The sequence below is a fragment of the Bacteroides sp. ET71 genome (assembly GCF_023336905.1).
Classification (GTDB): Bacteria; Bacteroidota; Bacteroidia; order Bacteroidales; family Bacteroidaceae; genus Bacteroides.
In genome coordinates, this window is the sequence record NZ_JAMBLS010000004.1 from 159,601 (window position 1) to 182,382 (window position 22,782).

The 22,782-nt window shown below is 53.4% G+C and carries 16 protein-coding genes and 1 tRNA gene; 9 read left to right on the top strand and 8 right to left on the bottom strand.

The window, feature by feature from the left end; all coding sequences use genetic code 11:
• Positions 1–78: 78 nt before the first annotated feature.
• From M3090_RS04240 to M3090_RS04265, 6 genes are all read right to left on the bottom strand, one after another.
• The gene (locus M3090_RS04240) at positions 79–1,566 is read right to left on the bottom strand and encodes a glycan-binding surface protein (protein WP_249054142.1); all 1,488 of its coding nucleotides are present in this window, start codon (positions 1,564–1,566) and stop codon (positions 79–81) included.
• A 12-nt stretch (positions 1,567–1,578) separates the two neighbouring features.
• Positions 1,579–3,213 carry a RagB/SusD family nutrient uptake outer membrane protein gene (locus M3090_RS04245; protein ID WP_249054143.1) on the bottom strand — a complete coding sequence of 545 codons (1,635 nt, stop codon included), beginning with the start codon at positions 3,211–3,213 and terminating at the stop codon, positions 1,579–1,581.
• 22 nt (positions 3,214–3,235) lie between these two features.
• Positions 3,236–6,391 (bottom strand): SusC/RagA family TonB-linked outer membrane protein, encoded by a 3,156-nt coding sequence (locus tag M3090_RS04250; protein WP_249054144.1) that lies wholly within the window; start codon positions 6,389–6,391, stop codon positions 3,236–3,238.
• A 351-nt stretch (positions 6,392–6,742) separates the two neighbouring features.
• Positions 6,743–8,092: a DUF1080 domain-containing protein gene (locus tag M3090_RS04255; protein ID WP_249054195.1), complete on the bottom strand. Its 1,350-nt coding sequence runs from the start codon at positions 8,090–8,092 to the stop codon at positions 6,743–6,745.
• A 13-nt stretch (positions 8,093–8,105) separates the two neighbouring features.
• Positions 8,106–9,536 carry a Gfo/Idh/MocA family oxidoreductase gene (locus M3090_RS04260; protein ID WP_249054145.1) on the bottom strand — a complete coding sequence of 477 codons (1,431 nt, stop codon included), beginning with the start codon at positions 9,534–9,536 and terminating at the stop codon, positions 8,106–8,108.
• A 268-nt stretch (positions 9,537–9,804) separates the two neighbouring features.
• On the bottom strand, positions 9,805–11,406 hold the full coding sequence (locus M3090_RS04265; protein ID WP_249054146.1) for an alpha-L-fucosidase: 1,602 nt from the start codon (positions 11,404–11,406) through the stop codon (positions 9,805–9,807).
• Between the two features lie 314 nt (positions 11,407–11,720).
• Between M3090_RS04265 and M3090_RS04270 the strand changes: the two genes are divergently transcribed.
• Positions 11,721–12,599 carry an AraC family transcriptional regulator gene (locus tag M3090_RS04270; protein ID WP_249054147.1) on the top strand — a complete coding sequence of 293 codons (879 nt, stop codon included), beginning with the start codon at positions 11,721–11,723 and terminating at the stop codon, positions 12,597–12,599.
• Here the strand turns inward: M3090_RS04270 and M3090_RS04275 are convergent.
• Positions 12,597–12,668, bottom strand: a tRNA-Arg gene (locus tag M3090_RS04275). The genes M3090_RS04270 and M3090_RS04275 overlap by 3 nt on opposite strands.
• Before the next feature lie 158 nt (positions 12,669–12,826).
• Here M3090_RS04275 and M3090_RS04280 point away from each other — a divergent pair.
• The 8 genes from M3090_RS04280 (at position 12,827) to M3090_RS04315 (ending at position 21,881) form a co-directional block, all read left to right on the top strand.
• A complete protein-coding gene (locus M3090_RS04280) occupies positions 12,827–14,677 on the top strand; it encodes a 2-oxoacid:acceptor oxidoreductase subunit alpha (protein WP_249054148.1) in 1,851 nt (616 codons plus the stop codon).
• Positions 14,678–14,693: 16 nt separating this feature from the next.
• Positions 14,694–15,707: a 2-oxoacid:ferredoxin oxidoreductase subunit beta gene (locus M3090_RS04285; RefSeq protein WP_249054149.1), complete on the top strand. Its 1,014-nt coding sequence runs from the start codon at positions 14,694–14,696 to the stop codon at positions 15,705–15,707.
• 504 nt (positions 15,708–16,211) lie between these two features.
• Complete coding sequence (gene glf, locus M3090_RS04290) at positions 16,212–17,330, top strand: UDP-galactopyranose mutase (RefSeq protein WP_249054150.1); 1,119 nt, start codon at positions 16,212–16,214, stop codon at positions 17,328–17,330.
• A 63-nt stretch (positions 17,331–17,393) separates the two neighbouring features.
• Positions 17,394–18,110, top strand: a complete 717-nt coding sequence (locus M3090_RS04295) for a glycosyltransferase family 2 protein (protein ID WP_249054151.1) — start codon at positions 17,394–17,396, stop codon at positions 18,108–18,110.
• Positions 18,111–18,114: 4 nt separating this feature from the next.
• Complete coding sequence (locus M3090_RS04300; protein WP_249054152.1) at positions 18,115–18,888, top strand: lipopolysaccharide kinase InaA family protein; 774 nt, start codon at positions 18,115–18,117, stop codon at positions 18,886–18,888.
• A complete protein-coding gene (locus tag M3090_RS04305) occupies positions 18,885–19,781 on the top strand; it encodes a glycosyltransferase family 2 protein (protein WP_249054153.1) in 897 nt (298 codons plus the stop codon). The genes M3090_RS04300 and M3090_RS04305 overlap by 4 nt, the downstream gene beginning before the upstream one ends.
• A 50-nt stretch (positions 19,782–19,831) precedes the next feature.
• Positions 19,832–20,866 (top strand): hypothetical protein, encoded by a 1,035-nt coding sequence (locus M3090_RS04310; RefSeq protein WP_249054154.1) that lies wholly within the window; start codon positions 19,832–19,834, stop codon positions 20,864–20,866.
• A 43-nt stretch (positions 20,867–20,909) separates the two neighbouring features.
• The gene (locus tag M3090_RS04315; protein WP_249054155.1) at positions 20,910–21,881 is read left to right on the top strand and encodes a glycosyltransferase family 2 protein; all 972 of its coding nucleotides are present in this window, start codon (positions 20,910–20,912) and stop codon (positions 21,879–21,881) included.
• On the opposite strand, the gene M3090_RS04320 is transcribed toward M3090_RS04315, so the two are convergent.
• Complete coding sequence (locus tag M3090_RS04320) at positions 21,800–22,720, bottom strand: capsular polysaccharide synthesis protein (protein ID WP_249054156.1); 921 nt, start codon at positions 22,718–22,720, stop codon at positions 21,800–21,802. The genes M3090_RS04315 and M3090_RS04320 overlap by 82 nt on opposite strands.
• Positions 22,721–22,782: the final 62 nt, after the last annotated feature.

Sequence of the window (22,782 nt, forward strand, 5' to 3'; positions counted from 1 at the left end):
ATTAAGTGAGGTGTACCGCCCCGACAGCTAAACCGTCAGACGGCACACGCTCGTAATGTTAATGTTCTGAGTTATTCTTCAATCTTCAAGGGGAACTACACGGAAGTTATCCATGTGCATGCCGATATATACATCGGCAAAATCCGTCGGATTGGTGTAATAAACACCCAAATCACTGCTCCCTCGATTAATGAATTCTTGCCAAGTAGACTCTGCCACAATTTGCGACAACGGAACGCTGACTTGCATCCAATGGCCGGTTTCCATCTCACCACTGAAGGCACTGACCGGCACATAGTTCGTCAGACTATAATCGAAGTTACCGCCCATCTGTATTTGTACAACCGGACCTTCATAAGGTTCTTCAATATAGCATTCGAACTGCAATTCCAGATCTGCTATTGGCGTACCGCCTGCAATGGCATCCGTGGTATAAACCGCATTATTCACACTCTGATGCCACCAATAGTTCCAAGCGGAAATTGTACCCGTAATAGAAGTGAAATTACCCGTTGACACAAATGGAGGAGCACTTCCATCGGCAGTAAACACGCCAGAACCGTCACCCCAACTAAACGAACCTACATTGTCGAAGTCCAACACAACGTTTTCTACCGGATAGAACGTGCCCGGCAACTCTGCTGCACCACCGGCAGCATTAACCGTCAACGTACCTGATTGCGTAGGAGCTTGCGGCATGACAAAGGTCAGTTCATCGAAGGCTTCGGACACGGTAATATCTTCAGCCGGAATGGTGAATTCCCCATTCACGTCAATATTCGTCAGTGAAATAAAGTTCTGTCCTGTAATGGTCACCTCACTGCCCACTACCGGCATGGTGGAACTGATGCCCGTAACCGCCGGTTTAGGTGCATTGCGAATGAAGTCCACTACCGCCGTGTCCGTATAGCAGACCACGAACAGGAAGCCTTCCTCGATCACCGTAGATGGCGCGTTGAACGTAATCTCGTCATAATCGGCATTCACGGTGTAGTCACTTACCTCTTGGGCTACGGTGATGCTATCCTCCGAGAAATAAATCTTCTGAATTTCATAGAAATTGGCACCCACAACCGTCATTTCCTCACCTGGTTCTACCGGATAATCCACCGCCAGACGCGTGATGTACGGTGCCGGCGAAAGGATATGGAAGGCATAAGTAGCCGTTCCGTGATCGGTCACCACCCGGATTTCCGACGGCAGGTCAGGATTCGTGCCCACTAACTGAAACAGGTCGGGATTGTCCTCGTCCACTGACGGAATGGTCACAATAATACATGTCGACGTATTATACGTAGGGTTGAAACTTACTTGATAATTATTGATATAAAGTTCCTTTACTCCCCCCAAGTTCTCGCCGATGATGGCAATCATCGTACCGGGATAGGCATCCGTAAACGTACTGTCGGCTAAAGCCGGGTCGGTCACCCGCACGTAATGGATCACGGGCATGCCGCCCCCGTCTTCATCGTCCTGGCAGGCTGCCACGCCAAAGGCCGCCAACAGCACCAGCAGCAGCACGGCCCACCGGCCACTGTTCATTGTCTCGTTTAATATTCTTTTCATGATCGTATGGAATTATTCGTTAAACTCATAAGGTACAGGTTCCTCGTTCAGCAACGGGTTCTGGATTACGTCCGATTCAGGATAAGGCATGAAAATATCTTGATCACCACGTACATAAATATCAAAGTTGGGTTTATTCCAATAATCAGGTCCTTCCAAAAGAGTAATTCCATCAGCATCATAGCGTCCGAAATGCAAGTATCCTTGTTTATCTTTCACTATAGCATCGCACTTATAACCACGGTACTGACTATTAAAATAATCCAGCATCTTCTCCGGCTGCCAACAGTACCACGACACCATGTCGTACCAGTTGCAATACTCCATGCAGAACTCGATGCGCCGCTCGCGAATGATGTCGTCTATCGTGATGGATCGTTTAGTAGAGATCTTGGCTCGCGTACGCACCTTGTTGAAGTACGTCAGTCCCGGGCCAGACGACAGCGAAGCATTGTTGCCCAGACATGCCTCGGCATAGGTCAGATAAACGTCCGCCAAGCGCAGGATGTACGTATTCAGTGGCGAGTTCATCGACTGCACATAGCCGTCGTTGTCGTCGTCCGGACCTCCTACTACCCCTTTCTTAATGGGAGCCCCCGTGCCCGTGTACGTGTATCCGCCATCGGCGATACAGATATAGTCGTAATACGAACCTTGCGTGAAAAACGTAGCATTTCGACGAATAGTATCACCCAACTCATATTGTTGCAACATATCAATAGTACCGTTTAAGCCGCCACCCCATACGTTGACGCCACCCGTCACTTCTGTAGAGAAAGCCAAATCTGCATACATTGCATTACACGTGCCCCAGTCGCCCAGCGGCACCCATTGCATGGCCAACAGAGACTCCTCATTATTATTCTGCTTGTACTTGAACAAATCCTCGTATTCCCCCAGCAAGTTCAGTCCGCTGTTCTCGCAGACGTCCCCTGCATACTGGCGCGCCAATTCCAAATCTGCTTCATCGCGCTGGCCTCCCTTGCGCCAACCCGAACGAGCTAAATAGACCTTAGCCAGCATGCCCCTGGCCGCCCAGCAAGTAGCCCGTCCAGCTGTAGCTGTAGTCGGCAAGTTCTCGGAAGCATAAGTCAGGTCATTAATTATAAACTGAAAAACGTCTTCTTCACGATTAAGCGGACGCACAGGATTATCCACCAGTTCTTGGTTATCCTCAATTAAAATGACCGGTCCCCACAGACGTAGCAGATAAAAATAAGCACAAGCGCGCATCAGTCTAGATTCACCAATTGCTGTACGCTTTGCTTTTTCCGAGACATCTCCCGAGGTCTGCGTATTTACAGCCGTTATTACTGAATTAGCCATCGTAATTACCGAATATAAAGATGTCCAAGACAACGACAGATATTCATGTAATGCCGATACACGGAAAGTAGTAAATTCCGGAGTCATATACGGATTATAGGCGTCATTGGCACGCATACTACCTAAAGATAAAGCAGGACGATGGTAATCAAACCACGCGCGGTTGTACAACGGAGCCGTAGCGGCTTCCAGTGCTTCGTCGGAAGTATAGAACGTGGCATCCACGTAAGAGCTTTCGGGCACACGATCTAGGAAGCTGTCCTTACATCCGGACAACACACCTGCCGTTGCCATCAAAAGAAGTAATATTTTAGTTTTCATGTTTGTTATTGTATGTAAAGGTTTATAACGTAAAGTTCAAGCCAAACGTGAAGATACGTTGCGACGGGTAGCGGGCATAGTCCACCCCGCGCAGCAGCACGTTGTAGTTATAGGCGCCCACCTCGGGGTCGTAACCCTTGTATTTCGTAAAGGTGAAAGCATTCTGGATGTTCATGTACACCCGCAGGTTCTCGATCTTCCACTTGCGCAACAACTTCTGCGGGAAGGTATAGCCCAACGAGATGTTCTTGATACGCAAATAAGAACCATCTTCCACAAAACGATCGCTGAAACGGTTGTTTTGGTTACCATCATTAGTATTTATACGTTGTACTGTAGCTGAATTAGCATTGACCACATGCACGTTCCATATTTCCTCAGGTTGTGACGGGTCTATCAATTCTACGCGAGCAATATTAACAACTTCTTTCAACAAACCGCTATTGCGCATAGGATTTGTGAAATCCTGACGAAACATGTTGACCAGTTTATTGCCATACACACCGTTGATAAAGATATTCAAATCGAACCCTTTATAAGTAAATGTATTATTAAACCCATAAGAGAATTTCGGTTCCGGATTACCTATAAAAGTACGATCCTTCTCGTCAATAACCCCGTCATTATTAATGTCTTCAAACATAAAATCTCCTACCCAAACATCATTCCTGGATACTTGACGATCAGTAGGAAGAGGTACCTTTATACGATTACCTCTACTGTCTAACAGGAAATTGCCATTAGCATCTTTTCTATAGAAATCGCTTTCATCCATAAACATCCCCTTCACCTTATAACCGTAGAACTGTCCGACAGGCTGCCCCACTACAGAGTAAGTATAAGTCTGCGTATTAATGATACCCGACAGGCTTGCGGTTTCGGTATAAAGGTCGGTAATCTTATTGCGATTCAACGAAAGGGTAATTCCCGAACGCCATACAAAATCTTTGGTGTCTACATTCACCGTATTCAATGTAAACTCGATACCCTTGTTGGTCATGGCACCCGCATTGACCCACGGTGAAGAGATGATACCATTCACATACGAAGGCAGTGAAGCCTGCATCAGCAGGTTGTCCGTATTCTTGTAGTAAGCATCCACGATAAACTCCACACGGTTGTTGAACATATTCAGGTCCAAGCCCACGTTCCAAGCCTCTGTTTCCTCCCATTGCAGGTTTTCGTTCCGATAATTGCCTGCATAGAAGCCCGTTCCCCAGATGGTGGCTACCGATGTCATGGTAGTACCGTAGGCATACGCTCCGGCCGCCTGGTTACCCACAACGCCCCAGCCCAAGCGCAGCTTCAGGTTGTCCAGCCACGAAACATCCTTCAAGAACTTTTCATTCTTGATTTTCCACGCCAAAGCCGCCGAGGGGAAGTAACCCCAACGATTGGCGGGGCCGAAGTTCGACGAACCGTCGGCACGCAAAGTAAAAGTAACCAAATAACGGTCGTCGAAACCATAATTCAGTCGACCATAGTAAGACTCGATGGCCGATGAACCGCGCGAACTTCCATTTTTAGCAGTCAAGGCATCACCGACATTCAGTTCATGCACCGAATTCAAGAAAAAGTCTGTACGACTACCATTCAAATTTTCCCACGTATTTTCTTGAGCCTCATGTCCCACCATGGCCGAAACATTGTGCTTGCCAAAAGTACCGTTGTAGGTCAGGTAAGTCTTCAACGTCCAGTTACCACCATTATTAGCATTACGCGTACTAGACGATTGCTGAATATAATTACCATAATCATACGATGGCGTAAACTGGTAATCCGTGTTGAAATTATAATTGGCGGCATACTCTGCACGGAACACCAAACCCTTCCAGATATTGATGTCGGCAAAGAAATCGACATACATCTGCGTGCTACGATTGTAATTCTCGCGCAGCATAGCCTCAGCTACAGGATTTGTAAAATATGTACCATACATATTCTCCTGCTGCGCGCCATAACTGCCGTCCGGATTACGGACTGGTGTATCAGGCATCTGCTCAATAGCCGTACGAACTACATTACCATTGTCCACCGTGTTATGCTGCGTGCTACGCGACACCGTACCGCGCAAACCTGTAGTCAGCCACTTCGTAATTTTGTTGTCCATGTTGACACGCAACGAGAAACGTTCAAAGTCCGAACCGATGGCAATACCTTCTTGCGACAGGTAACCGCCTGAGAGCGAGAACCGGTTATTATCGTTGCCACCGGAAATATTCACCTGATGGTTGTGCATCAGCGCATTTTGATAGATTTCATCCTGCCAATCGGTTCCCTCGCCCAACAGACTGATGTCGGCAAACTCTTTGCGTGCGCCAAAGCCGATGACTTCGGCACGCAGGTTCTGGTATTCGGCATACTCCCGCAAATTCAGCACATCCAGCTTCTTCGGCAACTGCTGGATACCGAAATAGCCCTCGTAGGAGATGCGCGTCTTGCCTGCCTGTCCCTGACGGGTGGTAATCATGACGACGCCGTTCGAAGCACGCGAACCGTAGATGGCCGTAGCCGAAGCATCCTTCAGGATTTCCATGGAGACAATGTCCGAAGGGTTGATGGACGACAAGGCATTGGTGTTGTTGTTGGCATTACCCGAGATGGCCACACCGTCGATGACGTACAACGGCTCATTACCATTCAGCGAGTTGATACCACGGATACTCACCGAAATACCGCCACCCGGGGCACCGGAGTTCTGCGTTACCTGCACGCCGGCCGCACGGCCCTGCAAAGCCTGGTCGAGCGACGTGATGACAGACTGCTTGATTTCGTCTTCACCCACCGACACGACGGAACCCGTCAGGTCGCTGCGCTTCATCGTACCGTAACCGACCACGACCACCTCGTCCAGCAACTCGGCGTCTTCTTTCAGTTCCACATTCACCACCGAGCCTTCCACTTTCACCTCCTGGGTGGTAAAGCCCACATACGAGAATACCAGCGTAGCACCCGCCGGCACGGTCAGCGAATACTGCCCGTTCAGGTCGGTAACGACACCCTTTCCCGTATTTCCTTTCAGGTAAACACTCACGCCAATCAGAGGTTCTCCATCCGCCTCGGAAACTACGGTTCCTGAAACCGTCCGGCTTTGGAGAGGATTGGCCACCGAGAAATCAACAGCCGCAGGGCTCAACAACAAGAGCACCAATGCGACTCGGCACAAACAAATGTCCATGCTCTTTTTAAAAGACACATTCCTCATGATACAATCATTTTTTAAAGTTAACATTAATTGATTCCTTAATCTTATTCAAGAACTAAGAACGTGCAACGCCGTCAATGCAAAAGTACGTAACCAGCGTTGCAAAATGCCTAAAAAATGTTGCAGAAGAAGGTATAATTTGTGGCAGAGAGGGGATAAAATGTTGCCAAAAAGGGTATAAAAATAATCACGAGGCTTTCACTAAAGCCTTCTGAAGCCTCTAACGAGCGCCATCAGGGCAGAAAAAAGGAAGCTGTACAGACATACACAGAATCCCCGCCTGTCTGACGGGGATTCTGTGATATATCGCACGAACGGGTTACTTCAATCCAGTTCCTTAATCAAGATGTTCTTGAACCAGACCTCGTCTCCGTGGTCCTGCAAAAGAATGTAGCCCTCGGCCGCATTGCCGAAGTTGGGCCAGTCCTTGTATTTGCTGTAAGCTACCAGCGCATTCCACATGGCGTTGTTCCGCTCATACTCCAACAGTTTCACGCCGTTCAGCCAGTGTTCCACGTGATTGCCTTTCACGACAACGACAGCCGTGTTCCAGCCTTTCTTATCCACGGGTTTGTCCTCGGGGGCAGGAATCAGGTCGTACAACGAACCCAGACGGCGGTTGCCCTTCACGCCCAGCTTGGCGTCCGGGTGCCGGTTGTCGTCCAGAATCTGGAACTCGCAGCCGATGGCCGAGCCTGCTCCCTGGTTCATCTCCGGGTCGACAAAATACTTGATGCCGCTGTTGGCCCCTTCCGTTATCTTGAAGTCCACGCGGAGGATGAAGTCTTTATAAGTGCGGGGCGTCACGATGTCACCGCCGTTGGTCGATTCGCCGCCATTGCCCTTGCAGACTTTCAGCACGCCGTCTTCCACGACCCAGCCTTTGGAGGGGAAGGCAGTCAGCCGGGCACCTCGCCAGCCTTCGGTGGTCTGTCCGTCCCACAACAGTTTCCAGCCTTCTGCTTTCTGAGCCGGGGAAAGTGTGTTGTCAATCAGGTTCACTTCGGGAGCCGACTGGGCGTCGGGCGTCACATAGCGTGCCACGTCTTCCGTACAAATGCGGATGTCGCGCCAGGCCACCGTCTTGCCCGCTTCTTTTTCACTGCCGACGGCATGCACCTGCAAGGCAATGAAACCGCTGGGTGTGGCATCGTCCCAGATGCGGGCGCAGGGCACTCCGTTCAGCCACGTGCGGATGGAATGGCCCAGGCACTCGATGCGCACCTTGTTCCACTCACCGTGCCTGAAAGCCGTGCGGGCCTGCGGGTTCCGGGTCAGCGGATAAATCCACAGGCGGCGGGCCTCATCGTAGATGCCACCGCTCCAGGCGCGTTCCGAAGGGTCTATCTCGAACTGATAGCCGTGTACCCGCCCGTTCTGGTAGTCCTTCTTGCTTTCGCTGCGGAACTGGATGCCCGAGTTCATCGTCTCGTCCACCTTGAACTCCAGTTCCAGGATAAAGTCTCCGTAATTCTTCTTCGTCGCCAAAAACGTATTCGGCGTGTTCGCCCGTGTATAACCGACGATAGCATTGTCTTCCACCTTGTATTCGGCCTTACCGTTCAGGCGTTTCCACCCGTTCAGGTTCTTGCCGTTGAACAAAGGTTCCCAGGTCTGCGCCATCACCGAAGCGGCACAACCCATCAACAGAGCCAAAAGCAGATTCTTTTTCATCATTTCCTCCGTCTTATAGTTTATAGAATTGTTCCCAACCTCTGCGGGGCGGCATGCCGGCCAGCAGGGCATTGGCAAAGGCATTGTTGGTGAACTGCTTCGTGCGGGGGTCGAAGAAGAGCTGTGTGTTCAGGCGCTGCGCGATGACACCCAGGCAGAACACCTGGCTCAGCACGCCGTTGATTTCAAACGGCGAACGCGTCTTCTCCACACCCTGGCAGGCCAGCAGGAAGTTCTCGAAATGGTTGGACGGACTGGGCGGCACCTCGGGCAGCTTGTCTGCCATCTCGCGCGCCTTTTTTTCGGGGATGATGGAAAGCGTGCTGCCATGCGTGGCCCCCTTGAATGTCAAGTCTTTCGAATAGATAATCTTGCCCGGGTTCAGCTTTTCGTTCTGTGCATCGCCCTGGTTGGAGGAAGGGATGTTGGGGTCCAACGCAGAAACCCCGTAGCCCTCCGGCAGCGGCGGCAGGTTGTCCAAGCCGTCGTACCACGTCACGTCTACCGGCGGCATGCCGCGACGCTGGGCGAAACGGAAGAGGATGGTGGAAGAATAGGGGAAGAAATAGTCGTTGTGGCCCTTGGCATAGAGCATGTTGATTTCGTAAGGCAAGCCCAGCTCCAGGAACTCGTGCGCGGTGTCCAGGATGTGCGCACCCCAGTCGCCCAAGACGCCCATGCCGAAGTCGTACCAGCAACGCCATTGGCCCAGGTGATACTCCTTATTATATTCATGATAGGGGACGGCGCAGAGCCACGTGTCCCAGTCCAGGTCAGGAGGCAACTGCTGCCCTGCCGGATAGCGGCTGATGTTGCTGTCCCACGAGTGCCAGCGGCGCGGATTGTTCATGTGTGCGGTGATGGCCGTGACGTCTTTGATGATGCCGGCCTCCATCCACGCCTTGAACTGGAAATAGTTGGCCTCCGAATGGCCTTGGTTGCCGACTTGCGTGGCCAGTTGGGGGCGTTTGCGGGCCGCCTCCATCAGCAGTTCGGCTTCGTAGAACGTGCGTGCCAAAGGTTTCTCCACATACACATGCTTGCCCGAGGCCAGCGCCAGCATCGTGATGGGGAAGTGCGAATGGTCGGGCGTGGCAATGGCCACGGCGTCGAACTCCTTCCCCGCCTCGTCAAACAGCTTGCGGAAGTCCTTGAAACGTTTGGCCTTGGGATACATCCCCATCACCTTCCGCGTGTGCGCGGCGCCCATGTCCACATCGCACAAGGCCACGACCTCCACCATGTTCGTGCGGGCAAAGTCCTGGATGATTTGCTCTCCGCGGTTACCTATGCCTATGTAGGCAATCTTCACTTTCTCGCCTTTAGCCTTTCCCGACGCGCGTCCGGCCCCCAGAGGCATGCCATTCAACACGCTGCCGCTGCCCAATGCCACTCCGGCCGATGCCAGCGACAACGTCTTCAAAAAGTCTCTTCGTGTTGTCATGTTTTAAATATCTTTGTAATCTCACGAAGATACCCTCTTTTTACACAAAGGCTCAAACAAATTTCGATTCGTTAAACGTTTTTTGATTTACTTACGACAAATCCCGACTTCCTACCGGCACGAATACAGACAAATGACGTTTTTCCCATGAGTTGCCCGGCGGCCCACCAAAGTCGCCCCTCGGTCTTACCTCGCCCTCATGCAAGACAAGAGCGAGGTGCGGACCAGGCAGAGCTCTGATGCGGATCAGCCTCCGCTCTTCCGGCCGTCAGGCACCGTGCTTCAGCACTTCGTTGGAGGCTTCGGAAGGCAGGTCTTTGCCCACTTCACGGTCGAAGGCAATTTTGAAGGCATAGGCGTAGTCGCAGGGCTTCTGCTTGGGGAAGTCAATCTTCAGGCCTTCAGATGTCTTTTCCCAGCGGATGGCCTCGTCAGAACCCAGCATCGAGATGCTCTTGATTTGGGCGTCTCCGATGACGGCGGGCGTCAGCGACTTGACCAGGATGTGGCCGGCGTCCCAGTTGAGAGCGATGACATAGAAGTCGTTGCCCTTGGTGGTGAAGCGCAGGTCGCGCGAGGTGTAGGCCGTGGGTTCGTTGTCAGAGAAAGAGCCTTTGGAGACGACAGCATCGCCCTCGCCGAACTTCTTCCAAGGGCGGGTACCGTAGATGGCTTCGCCGTTCACCCGGAGCCACTGGCCGATGGAGAGGAGCACGCGCTTCTGCTCGTCGGTGATGGAGCCGTCGGCCTTCGGGCCTATGTTGAGCAAGAGGTTGCCGTTCTTACTGACAATATCCACCAAGTCTTGCACAATCTGGCCGGGCGTCTTGTTCTGCTCGCCCTCTACATAGCTCCACGAGCATTTACCCACCGACGTGTCTGTCTGCCAGGGGAACACCATCATTTTGTCGGACTTGCCGCGTTCCATGTCCCACACCTGAATGTCGGTAGGGTAACCCTGCTTGGTGCAGGCCGTCACCTCCCGGCCCCAGTCGAGAGCGTTGTTGTAGTAGAAAGCCAGAAAACGGTTGAAGTAAGGCATCAGGACGGGATGGTTGACCGTCCAATCAAAGTAGACCATGCTGGGCCGGTATTTCACTACCAGTTCGTAAGTGTGCTCCAGCCATTCACGGGCCACATCGTCGTTGTAGTTCACATATCCCGGCAGGCGGCGTCCGTAAAGAGTAATGGTAGAATCCTGCACATCGGAGGGAAACTCCATGCCTCCGTTGAAGAACCAGGCATTCTCGGCACGATGGGTGGAGACGCCGAACACCAGGCCCTGCTTCTCGATGGCAGCCTTCAGCAAACCGATGATGTCCTTGTGGGGTCCCATGTCTACGGCGTTCCAAGGGTTCAGGTCGCTGTCGTACATGGCGAATCCATCGTGATGCTCGGCCACGGGGATGACATACTTCGCTCCTGCCTCGCGGAAAAGCTGCGCCCACTCGTCGGCATTGAACTTCTCGGCCTTGAACATCGGGATGAAGTCTTTGTAACCGAACTCGGTGTGCGGGCCGTAAGTCTCGATGTGATGCTTATACTCGCGCGAGTCCTTGATGTACATGTTGCGCGAATACCATTCGCTGCCGAAAGCCGGGACCGAATAAACACCCCAGTGGATGAAGATGCCGAACTTGCCGTCGCGGAACCATTCGGGAAAGTGGTAATGGGCGGCGATGCTGTCCCAGTCGGATTGGAAGACCTCCGTACCTTGCTCCGAGGCCACAGAGTCGATGTTGTAATGAGGTTTCTTGGGAGCAGAAGTGCAGGCCGCCAGCGCGAAAGCCGCACAAGCGAGAGTCACACAAGCGAGGACGGGAAAGCAGACGACTTTCTTCGCACTCAGAATGGATAAACAGTTGTTCATACAAAATAAGAGTTTAAGATAAATATATGTGTTGAGTGGCCGAAGAAGCAAAGCCTCAGGCTGCCGGGCACGGCCGCACGGAATCGCCAACTTCTCCTTGGTCCACAACAAACTGTACATTTGACAAGGCAAAGTTAAGGACTTGTCCGCCGCAAGAATAGGACTTCATCCGTAAAGGATAGTACAAAATCGACATTTTACCCGCCTTTCCCGCTTATCCGGGTATAAAAACGATTCTTACCGAAAATACGGCTAAACTTTTGCAACAGGCGGAAGAATGGCTTACCTTTGGACACCTAAAATGAATCCTGGCCATGAACCCGCAAATAGAACAACTGAATCCCGTCGTGCTGAACACAGGCCTGGCCCTGCACGATGCGGACTGGAACTGGAAGAACGTGTACAGTCCTTTCACCCGTCTGTACTACGTGACAGAAGGCGAAGCACAGGTGGAATTGGAAGACGGCTTGCATGACTTGACACCGGGACACCTGTATATCATCCCCGCCTTTTGCCGGCACACAAACATCTGCCACGGCCCTTTCGTGCATTATTACCTGCACCTGTATGAAGACAGCCGCATGGACGAGAACCTGCTGGAACAATGGAACTTCCCGTTCGAAATCGAAGCGGGCAGGCTGGAATTGGAATTGTTCAGGAGACTATGCGAGATAACGCCACAGATGAAACTGCCCCAATCCGACCCGACGACTTATGACAATCACCCGACCTTGGTAAAGACGTTGGCCAAGAACCAGCAACTGGCTTTTTGCGACAAGGTGGAGTCGAGGGGCATCGTGCTACAACTGCTGGCCCGCTTCTTCCGGAAAGCGCAGCGAAAGCATACGGCGAAAGACGAACGCATCGGCAAGGCGATAACCTACATACGGCAGCACATGGATGAGGAAATCAGCCTGGAGGTATTGGCCAACCGGGCCTACCTGTCGAAAGACCACTTCATCCGCCTCTTCAAACAAGAGATGAACATGACTCCCCTGAAATACATTAACCTGAAGAAAATAGAGAAAGCCCAACTGATATTGGCCACCGAAGACTTGCCGGTAAAGGAAGTGGCTTACTGCCTGGCTTTTGAGGATGACTCTTATTTCAGCCGGCTGTTCAAGAAGATGACGGGGATGACTCCACAGGAATACAGAAGCAATATTTATAAGACAGGGAATCAACGCCAGTAGTCTCGCCGGGAATCGAACCCGGATCTAAAGTTTAGGAAACTTCTATTCTATCCGTTGAACTACAAGACCATTTTTCGGAAGCAAAGCGGAAAAGGCCCCGCTTGCGGGCGCAAAGATAATGCTTTCCACTGATTTTACGAAGAAAAGTTTTGAGAATCCGATTAACTTTCCGAAATTTGTCGGCCAAGTATAAGCTGAATCATATCATATTACTAATATAGAAGATTATGGAAAACGACATCAGGGTCAAAGAGCTGGACGAAGTGGTAGTCCGGTTTTCCGGCGACTCCGGCGACGGTATGCAGCTCGCCGGCAACATCTTTTCAACAGTTTCGGCTACGGTGGGAAACGACATCAGCACCTTCCCCGACTATCCGGCAGACATCCGAGCCCCGCAGGGTTCGCTGACAGGTGTTTCGGGATTTCAGGTACACATCGGCGCCCGCAAAGTGTACACTCCGGGCGACAAGTGTGACGTACTGGTGGCCATGAACGCTGCCGCCCTGAAGACGCAATACAAGTTTGCCAAGCCGGGCGGATGTATTATCATCGACACAGACGCTTTCCAGAAGTCCGACTTGGACAAGGCGGCTTTCACCACCGACGACCCTATCCAGGAACTGGGCATCAAGCAGGAACTCATCGCCGCACCCATCACGAAGATGGTGAAGGACTGCCTGGCAGACACGGGCATGGACAACAAAGCGATGCTGAAATGCCGCAACATGTTCGTCGTCGGGCTGGTGTGCTGGTTGTTCGACCGCGACCTGGCCATCGCCGAACTGTTCCTGCGCGAGAAATTTGCCAAGAAACCCGAAGTGGCCGAAGCCAACATCAAGGTGATACACGCCGGATGGGACTACGGACACAACACACACGCCTCCATCGCCCACTCCACCTGGCGCATCGAGAGCAAGGAGAAAGTGCCCGGCCGCTACATGGACATCACCGGCAACAAGGCCACGGCCTACGGCTTCATGGCAGCTGCCGAGAAAGCCGGGCTGAAACTGTTCCTGGGCTCATACCCCATCACACCGGCCACGGACGTGCTGCACGAGCTGTCGAAACACAAATCGTTGGGCGTGATGACAGTCCAGTGCGAGGACGAGATTTCGGGCTGCTCCACCGCCATCGGCGCTTCGTTTGCCGGAGCGCTGGCCGTCACCTCCACCTCGGGTCCGGGCGTCTGCCTCAAGTCGGAAGCCATGAACCTGGCCGTCATCACGGAGCTGCCCTTGGTAGTATTGGACGTGCAGCGCGGCGGCCCTTCGACGGGATTGCCCACCAAGTCCGAACAGACAGACCTGCTGCAAGCACTCTTCGGACGCAACGGCGAAAGCCCCATGCCGGTCATTGCCGCCACATCGCCGACGGATTGCTTTGACGCCGCCTACATGGCCAGTAAGATTGCTCTGGAACACATGACTCCGGTCGTGCTGCTGACGGACGGCTACGTGGCCAACGGCTCGGGAGCCTGGCGCCTGCCCAAGCTATCGGAATATCCCGACATCCGCCCGCCCTACGTCACCGAGGCCATGAAGGGACATTATGCACCCTACCAACGCAATGCCGAGACGGGCGTGCGCTACTGGGCCATCCCCGGACAAGAGGGCTTCGCACACATCCTCGGCGGTCTGGAGAAAGACAGTTGGACGGGAGCCATCTCGACCGACCCGGAAAACCATAACCTGATGTGCCGCCTGCGTGCCGAGAAGGTGGCGAAGATACCCGTGCCCGACGTCCGGGTGTATGGCTGCGCCGACGACGCCGACCTGCTCATCGTGGGCTTCGGAGGCACGTTCGGACACCTCTATTCGGCCATGGACGAGCTGAACAAGGCCGGGCGGAAGGTAGCCTTGGCCCACTTCGGCTACATCAACCCCTTGCCCAAGAACACGGCCGAGGTGCTGAAGAAATATCCGAAAGTCGTAGTGGCCGAACAGAACCTGGGGCAGTTTGCCGGATACCTGCGCATGAAGGTAGATGGCTTCGTGCCCTATCAGTATAACGAGGTCAAAGGACAACCGTTCGTCGTAAGCGAACTGGTAGCTGCCTTCACCGAAATCTTAAACCAATAATCAGGAGGACTACATCATGGACAACAACAATACTTACACAGCTAAAGACTTCAAGAAAGGGCAGCCCCGTTGGTGCCCCGGTTGCGGCGACCACTTCTTCCTGGCCTCCCTGCACAAAGCGATGGCCGAGCTGGGCATTGCCCCGTGGCAGACGGCCGTCATCTCGGGCATCGGCTGCTCCAGCCGCTTGCCTTACTACATGAACACGTATGCCATGCAAACCATCCACGGACGTGCCGCCGCCATCTCGACGGGCGCCAAGGTGGCCAACCCGGAGCTGACGGTATGGCAGATTTCGGGCGACGGCGACGGCCTGGCCATCGGCGGCAACCACTTCATACACGCCGTGCGGCGCAACGTAGACATCAACATGATTCTGCTGAACAACCGCATCTACGGCCTGACCAAAGGACAATACTCGCCCACGTCGCCCCGCGGCTTCGTCAGCAAGTCGTCGCCCTACGGCACGGTGGAAGACCCGTTCCATCCCGCCGAACTGTGCTTCGGCGCCCGCGGCCGCTTCTTTGCCCGCGCCGTCGCCACCGACGCGCAGGGCACGGTGGAGATTCTGAAAGCCGCCGCCCGGCACAAGGGAGCCGCCGTGTGCGAAATCCTCCAGAACTGCGTCATCTTCAACAACGGCACCTACGAGTCGGTGTACAACAAAGAAGGACGCGCCAAGAACGCCATCTACCTGGAACACGGCAAGCCGATGCTGTTTGGCGAGAACCACGAATACGGACTGGCCCAAGAGGGCTTCGGCCTGAAGGTGGTGAAGCTGGGCGAGAACGGCGTGACGGAGAAAGACATCCTCGTCCACGACGCCCACTGCATGGACAACACCCTGCAACTGAAACTGGCCTTGATGGAAGGGCCGGACTTCCCCGTCGCACTGGGCGTCATCCGCGACGTCTGCGAGCCGACCTACGACGAGGCCGTGCATGCGCAGATAGAAGAAGTCAGCGCCAAGAAGAAATACCACAACTTCGAAGAGCTGCTGCTGACGAATGATACGTGGGAGGTGAAGTAAGCCCAGCTCTTCACCACCGCAAAAAGACTCAGACAGAGGCTGCATCCACACAGGAGCCGACCGAAAGGCGTACATTCTCCTGTTTCCGGTGCAGCCTCTTCTGCGTGTCGGCCACAGTGCGCCGGAAGCATGGCCGCAACACCCGGGAAGCACGGCCGTCGCCCGCCGTTTGCCCCCGGAAAATGCACACCCGAATGTGCTGCAAAAACAGGCGAAAAGTACGTTTTTAGGTACCAAATGTACCTAAATCGTGCAAAAAAGGGCCAAAAATGCCGTTTTTACGCATTTTGGTACACAAAGCAAAGAAAAGAAAAGCAAAAAAAAGCACAGCAAACCTCCTCCTAAAAAGGTTCCCCCGAAACCGGGGAAACCGGAAGGACGGCCGGAGGCCGGAGGAAGGAGGGATGAAGGAAAGGGAAGAAGGACAAGACTGCAACTTTTGCGGGCAAGTTGTTGGAGTTGTGGAAAAGTTTGCATAGCTTTGCATCCAATGAAAACAGGCTTATGAACAACAAAACCTACGACTACCTTATCGTCGGTGCAGGACTCTTCGGCGCCACTTTTGCCCACGAAGCACGCCGGGCAGGCAAACGTTGTCTGGTCATCGACAAACGCCCGCACCGTGGAGGCAACCTCTATTGCGAAGACGCAGACGGCATCCACGTTCACAAATACGGCGCCCATATCTTCCACACAGACAACCGGGAAGTCTGGCAGTTCGTGAACCACTTCGTGGAGTTCAACCGCTATACGAACGCGCCGATGGCCAGCTACCAAGGCCGCTTGTACAACCTGCCTTTCAACATGAACACCTTCTACCAGCTTTGGGGAGTGACCACACCTGCCGAAGCCCGGGCACAGATAGAGAAGCAACGCGCAGCCTACGCCCACATCGCCGAGCCGGCCAACCTGGAGGAACAAGCCCTGAAGCTGTGCGGACGCGACATCTACGACCGTCTGATAAAAGGATATACCGAAAAGCAATGGGGACGTGCAGCCACCGAACTGCCGGCCTTCATCATCCGCCGCCTGCCCTTCCGCTTCACGTTTGACAACAATTACTTCAACGACGCCTTCCAAGGCATCCCCATCGGCGGATACAACCCACTGATAGACGGTCTGCTGGAAGGGACGGAAGTCCGCCTGGAGACAGACTACCTGACCCACAGAGCCGAACTGGACAAGTTGGCCGAAAAAACACTCTTCACAGGCTGCATCGACGAGTTCTTCGACTACAGCCTGGGACGGCTGGAATACCGCAGCCTGCGCTTCGAGGAACACCGGCTGGAGGATACGGACAACTTCCAGGGCAACGCCGTGGTCAATTATACAGAACGCTCCGTGCCCTACACCCGCATCATCGAACACAAGCACTTCGAGTTCGGCCGCCAGCCACACACGGTTGTCACCTACGAATATCCCGACACCTTCGCTCCGGGCAAGGAACCTTACTATCCCGTGAACGACGAGCGGAACAGCCACCTCTACGCCGCCTATCGCGAGATGGCCGGCACACAGCCCAATGTGCTTTTCGGCGGACGGCTGGGCCAATATACCTATGCCGACATGGACGACACGGTGGCCGCAGCCCTGGAAATGGCACGTAAAGTATTCGGACAATGATTTGCGCATTAGGCGGAAAAACCATACCTTTGCAATATTAACCCAACTATTGCGCACTGAATAATGGATTGCCTGCACATACTGACCCCTGTCAAAGACTCCATAGACCTGACGCTGGACACCATCCGCGCCATCACCGCTTCCCGGCTGTCCGTCCCACACACCTATACGGTGTACAACGACTTCAGCACGCCTGAAAACACGGCACGCCTGGAAGAAGCTGCCCGCGAGTATGGCTTCCGCCTGGTCAACCTGGCCGACGTGACCGACCATCCTTCGCCCAACTACCTGCTGGTGCTGCAAACAGCGCAACGCGAAGCCTTGGAAGCCAATGCCGGCCTGCTCATTGTCGAATCGGACGTAGTGGTACGGCCCGACACCCTGCAAGGCCTCTTCGACGGTGCCAACGACCGAAAGCAATGCGCCATAGCCGCCGCCGTCACCGTGGACGAAAACGGAGCCATCAACTACCCCTACCTGCACGTCAAAGGCAAAGAAGGCACAGTCTATGCCGAAAAGAAACATTGCAGCTTCTGCTGCTCGCTGCTGACACCGGAATTCCTGCGCGCCTTCGACTTCCAACGGCTGGACCCCGAAAAAAACTGGTTTGACGTCACCATCTCGCACGAAGCCCTGCAAGCCGGTTTCCACAACTACGTCTTTGCCAACCTGCCCGTCTGGCACCGCCCGCACGGCAGCCGCCCGTGGAAACAACTGAAATACAAAAATCCCCTGAAGTACTATTGGCTGAAATACACCAAGGGACTGGACAAAATCTGACGGTATGGGACTGTTCAATCATCAGACACTGGTGCTCCACCCGGACTATGACCGGCTGCATGACTTCATGCTCAGCCTGCCGGAACGCTTTGCCCGCGGCGAAGGCATACTGATTCACAACGGCCGCAACCAACTGAGGCGCATCCGCTACGAAGGTACAGACTACGTGGTGAAATCCTTCCGCCGCCCCAACCTGGTCAACCGCTTTGTCTACGGCATCTTCCGAGACTCCAAAGCCAAACGCTCGTACGACCATGCACGGCTGTTCCAGCAGATTGGCGTAGGCACTCCCCAACCCATAGGCTACCTGAACATCCGGCACGGCCTGCTGTTCGACCAAAGCTATTTCGTCACGCTGGCCTCCACCTGCCCCTATCGCTACGAAGACCTGTTTCACCGGAAGTTCGACTACGAAGACGACGTTCTGCGCGCCGTGGGACACGTCACCGCCATCCTGCACGAACACGGCTACGCCCACAAAGACTACGGCCGTGCCAACATCCTGTTCGACAAGACGCCCGAAGGCATCCGGCTGGACATCGTAGACCTGAACCGCCTGGCCATCGGCCCGCTGGACATGAAAGCCGGCTGCAAAAACCTGGAACGGCTACCCGCCACTCCGGCCATGCACCGCGTGATTGCCGACGAATATGCCCGCATGCGCGGCTTCGACCCCGAAGCCTGCTTCCGCCTGATGGTGGCCTACCGCAGCACCCAGCCAGGCAAAGAGCAGCAAGAAATAGATGCATTAAAGAACTATAACCTCCCCAAGATATGAAAGTCATCGCAGTAGTAGTCACCTACAACCGGCTGGAGCTCCTGAAACGAAACATCCATTGCCTGCGCCAAAACAAGCCCCTGGACTCCATCCTCGTGGTCAACAACGGCAGTACGGACGGCACCGGCCAATGGCTTGCCACACAGCCCGACCTGCACGTGCTGACACAGGAAAACGTGGGAGGCTCGGGAGGTTTCTATACAGGCATCCGGGAAGCCTTCAGGCAAGAAGCCGACTGGATTTGGTGCATGGATGACGACGTCTTCCCACGCCCCGACTGCCTGGAACAACTGCTGCGGCACGCCTCAGCCCCCCGCGTCGGCATCCTGGCACCACGCCGCCTGCTGGAAGGACACATCTTCACCAACGACTTCCAGCAACTGAACCTGACCAACCCCTTCGCCTCCATGTACCGCCGGAAACTGAAGAAACAAGCAGTGAACGAACCGACAGAAATATGCGGCACCGCCTTCGAAGGGCTTTGCATCAGCAAAGAAGCAGTCGCAAAAATCGGTTTTCCCAACAAAGACCTGTTCATCTTCTGCGACGACACAGACTACTGCATACGCGCCGTCTTATCCGGCTACAAAATACTATATATCCCCACAGCCCTCATGGACAAGCAACGGTTCTTCTCGGAAGACAACTGGGCCACACGCAACCAGAAAAAAAAGTGGAAACGCTTCTACCAAGTGCGCAACTCCACTTACCTGAATCATCACTACGGGCACAACTGGGCCGTACGATACCTACGCAGCTTCAATGGCGTAATAGGCTACATCCTGATAGCACTCCTCAGTTGCCCATTCTCAAAAGCATACAGAGCATCCGACATTCCACGCTTCTGGAAAGCTTATCAAGACGGACTCCGCGAAAAATTAGGAAAGTATTAAACAAGTATTGACAAACCCAAACAGTACCACCAACATAACACGCACTATTCATGAAAAAGCTGCACGACGTTTCTCTAATCTATGTATTCTCACCTGGTAACTCGACCACTGGCGGCATAGAATTGTTGCACCAACTGGTAGACTACTTGAGAAACCAGAAACAGAAAGCTTACATCTACTACTATAACGACCCCTCTGCCCATATCCCGGATGCCTACCAAAAATACAACATAAGCGTAACGACCACCATCGAAGATGCGGAAAACAACGTTATTGTACTGCCGGAAATATGCTTTCACCTGAGCAAGAACTACACGCACACACAAACCGTTTTATGGTGGCTCAGCGTAAATAACTACTACCACCAGGAGAAAAGGCACATCCCGCTCCACGAGATATTCTCTTACTCCAGGACTTATGGACTAAAACAAATCTGGCATAGAATCGCCGGACTGTTCCTCCTTCAATGGAGGTTCAAGACCGATTTCTCCATCAAAGACTCCATAGACAAAGAATACATCCACGCTTACCAGTCCGAATATGCCAAACGGCATCTGCAGGAACGCGGGGTAAGCAACTTATATCCACTGAAAGATTACATTAACACAGCGTTTATCTCCAACGAGACATGCCGAAACAAAAAGCCGGCCATACTCTATAATCCCAAGAAAGGCCTGAAGTTCACACGCAAGCTGATGAAAGCTGCTCCGGACCTGAAATTCATCCCCCTGCAAAACCTCTCCAGAGCAGCCCTGCAAGAGATACTTTCCGGCAGTGCACTGTACATCGATTTCGGGAACCATCCCGGAATGGACAGGCTGCCCCGGGAAGCTGCCGTCAACGGCTGCTGCATCATCACAGGCAGACAAGGAGCCGCCCAAAACGACATAGACATCCCCATACCTGTTGAATACAAGTTCGACGAACGCACAGCATCTGTACAAGGCATCACACAGCAGATCAGAAGCATACTGGCTGATTATGAATCGCACACTATCCATTTCGAAACGTACAGAAACAGAATCAAACGTGAACAGGAAACATTCTACAAACAAATAGATAACTTATTCCAGTTGAATACCTGAAAAAATGACGCCAAACTTATCCTCCCATCATACACAAAAAGCCATGGAACAGCCCATCGTCAGTGTCATAGTACCCAATTACAACTACGCCCGCTACTTGCCCCTGCGTATCGAATCCATCTTAAAGCAGACTTTCACCGAGTTCGAACTGATTTTGCTGGACGACGCCTCCACCGACGGCAGCGTGCCCATCTTGGAAACCTACCGGAACAACCCGCACGTGTCACACCTCATCGTCAACAGCGAAAACACGGGAAGTCCATTCAAACAATGGATGAAAGGAATCTTGCTGGCCCGGGGGAAATATGTCTGGATGGCAGAAGCAGACGACCTGGCCGAACCGCTGTTCCTGGAGACCTGTGTCCGGCTGGCGGAAGCCTACGCGGACACGGCTATCTGCTACACGGGGTCTGTGCTGATGGACGAGAAGGGAGAAACAGAAAAGCGGGACATCAACCATTGGGGGAAACGGGCCAGAAAAGAACATGCCTATTTCGACGGCCCGTCGTTTGCAGCCCATAACCTGTATTGGAAGAATTATACGGTCAACGCAAGCGGCATCCTGTTCAGGAGGGAATACGCGGCCGAGCTCTCGCAATCTGAGTTCTTGGACATGCGCTACTGCGGCGACTGGCTGTTCTGGTTCCAGATGGCCATGCAGGGCGGAGTGGTCGAAGTCTACCGCAACCTGAACTACTTCCGGCAGCACACGCAGAAAGTCACCCTGAAATCGCACCACGCCGGCAAAGGGATAGAGGAAGACATCTTGGTCTTGCAATACATGGAAAGCCGGCTGCCCGGGCTGAGCACTTACAAGAAGCGCCTGCGGCACGGGCTGGTTTACCAGAAAATCAACCGGGCACACCTGAAGCGGGAGGACAAACTGGCGTTGTACGAACTGGCGCGCCGCATGCTGCGCTCGACCACGGCCGACTACCGTCTGGAGCGCCTGAACCAGTTCCTGCGCCTGCTGTCGCCCACCTTGCTGACAAGGAAAAGAGACCGCCTGAAATAAGCACGCCCTCCCCTTGGCTCTCCTCGGTCTGGCCCATACGTCTCCATGATGTGCCCGTAATAAGTATTCTTACCCTCGGGGGTTGTTCTTTGCAACTTTATCTTGTACGTCAGCTTGTGGAAATCGTAATCCGTGCAGAAACGCCGCCATTCCCCATCCACATACTCGTCGTTCAGGCACTTGCCCAGCGGCCCCATCGCCGTGACAGGCACCTCTTCCACCATCCGGCTGATGGAGGGGATATATTTCCGGGCGATGGCAAATGCGTAATCTATCAGCAAATAGACAATCAGCTTGGTTTGCGTCTTCCAGTACAGCAGAAAGAAATCGTTCATGAACGACGGTAGCAGGTTGTTACGGCCGCAAGCCACAAAAAAACCGACCCATCCGCCCCGCGAGATATTATGGTAGATGGGGACATGGTGGCAAGTCCAGAACTTGCGGTCCGGCCTTATGAAAGAGTTAAAATGCTTGCAAGGAATCAAGACCGTGCTGTCTATCCAGATTCCCCCATGTTTGGCCAGCAAAGCCATCCGCAAGATGTCGGACAAATGCGTCAGGCTGATTTTCCCCTGCTTGACCTTGGTTCTGATATAGTCGGGTAAGTCAACATAGTCCCCGTGGTTGGCCTCCGTGATTACAATCACCGGATGCCTGTCGGCATGCATTTTTATCGAGTTCAAACAAGCCTTGGCAACGTCAGGCATGGTCTCCTCTCCCTGCCACCAGCAGAACCACACGGGAGAATCCTCCTCGATGGGCTCGCAAGCCTCGTTCGAGCGGTCCTTGTAGCGCTCCACAAGTTCTTTCCCTCCGGCCCTGTATAACAGAAACCACACGATGTACCGCTGCTTGACGGACGAAAGCCCCCTCCACTCGCTTAAAGAATCGCTTTACCTTG

Excerpts from the sequence above, each read along its gene's own strand:
- M3090_RS04270 (WP_249054147.1), top strand. The coding sequence starts at position 11,721 with ATGAACCCGCAAATAGAACAACTGAATCCCGTCGTGCTGAACACAGGC.
- glf (WP_249054150.1), top strand. The coding sequence starts at position 16,212 with ATGAACAACAAAACCTACGACTACCTTATCGTCGGTGCAGGACTCTTC.
- M3090_RS04300 (WP_249054152.1), top strand. The coding sequence starts at position 18,115 with ATGGGACTGTTCAATCATCAGACACTGGTGCTCCACCCGGACTATGAC.
- M3090_RS04295 (WP_249054151.1), top strand. The coding sequence starts at position 17,394 with ATGGATTGCCTGCACATACTGACCCCTGTCAAAGACTCCATAGACCTG.
- M3090_RS04260 (WP_249054145.1), bottom strand. The coding sequence starts at position 9,536 with ATGACAACACGAAGAGACTTTTTGAAGACGTTGTCGCTGGCATCGGCC.
- M3090_RS04305 (WP_249054153.1), top strand. The coding sequence starts at position 18,885 with ATGAAAGTCATCGCAGTAGTAGTCACCTACAACCGGCTGGAGCTCCTG.
- M3090_RS04250 (WP_249054144.1), bottom strand. The coding sequence starts at position 6,391 with ATGGACATTTGTTTGTGCCGAGTCGCATTGGTGCTCTTGTTGTTGAGC.
- M3090_RS04245 (WP_249054143.1), bottom strand. The coding sequence starts at position 3,213 with ATGAAAACTAAAATATTACTTCTTTTGATGGCAACGGCAGGTGTGTTG.
- M3090_RS04265 (WP_249054146.1), bottom strand. The coding sequence starts at position 11,406 with ATGAACAACTGTTTATCCATTCTGAGTGCGAAGAAAGTCGTCTGCTTT.
- M3090_RS04310 (WP_249054154.1), top strand. The coding sequence starts at position 19,832 with ATGAAAAAGCTGCACGACGTTTCTCTAATCTATGTATTCTCACCTGGT.
- M3090_RS04315 (WP_249054155.1), top strand. The coding sequence starts at position 20,910 with ATGGAACAGCCCATCGTCAGTGTCATAGTACCCAATTACAACTACGCC.
- M3090_RS04255 (WP_249054195.1), bottom strand. The coding sequence starts at position 8,092 with ATGAAAAAGAATCTGCTTTTGGCTCTGTTGATGGGTTGTGCCGCTTCG.
- M3090_RS04240 (WP_249054142.1), bottom strand. The coding sequence starts at position 1,566 with ATGAAAAGAATATTAAACGAGACAATGAACAGTGGCCGGTGGGCCGTG.
- M3090_RS04280 (WP_249054148.1), top strand. The coding sequence starts at position 12,827 with ATGGAAAACGACATCAGGGTCAAAGAGCTGGACGAAGTGGTAGTCCGG.
- M3090_RS04285 (WP_249054149.1), top strand. The coding sequence starts at position 14,694 with ATGGACAACAACAATACTTACACAGCTAAAGACTTCAAGAAAGGGCAG.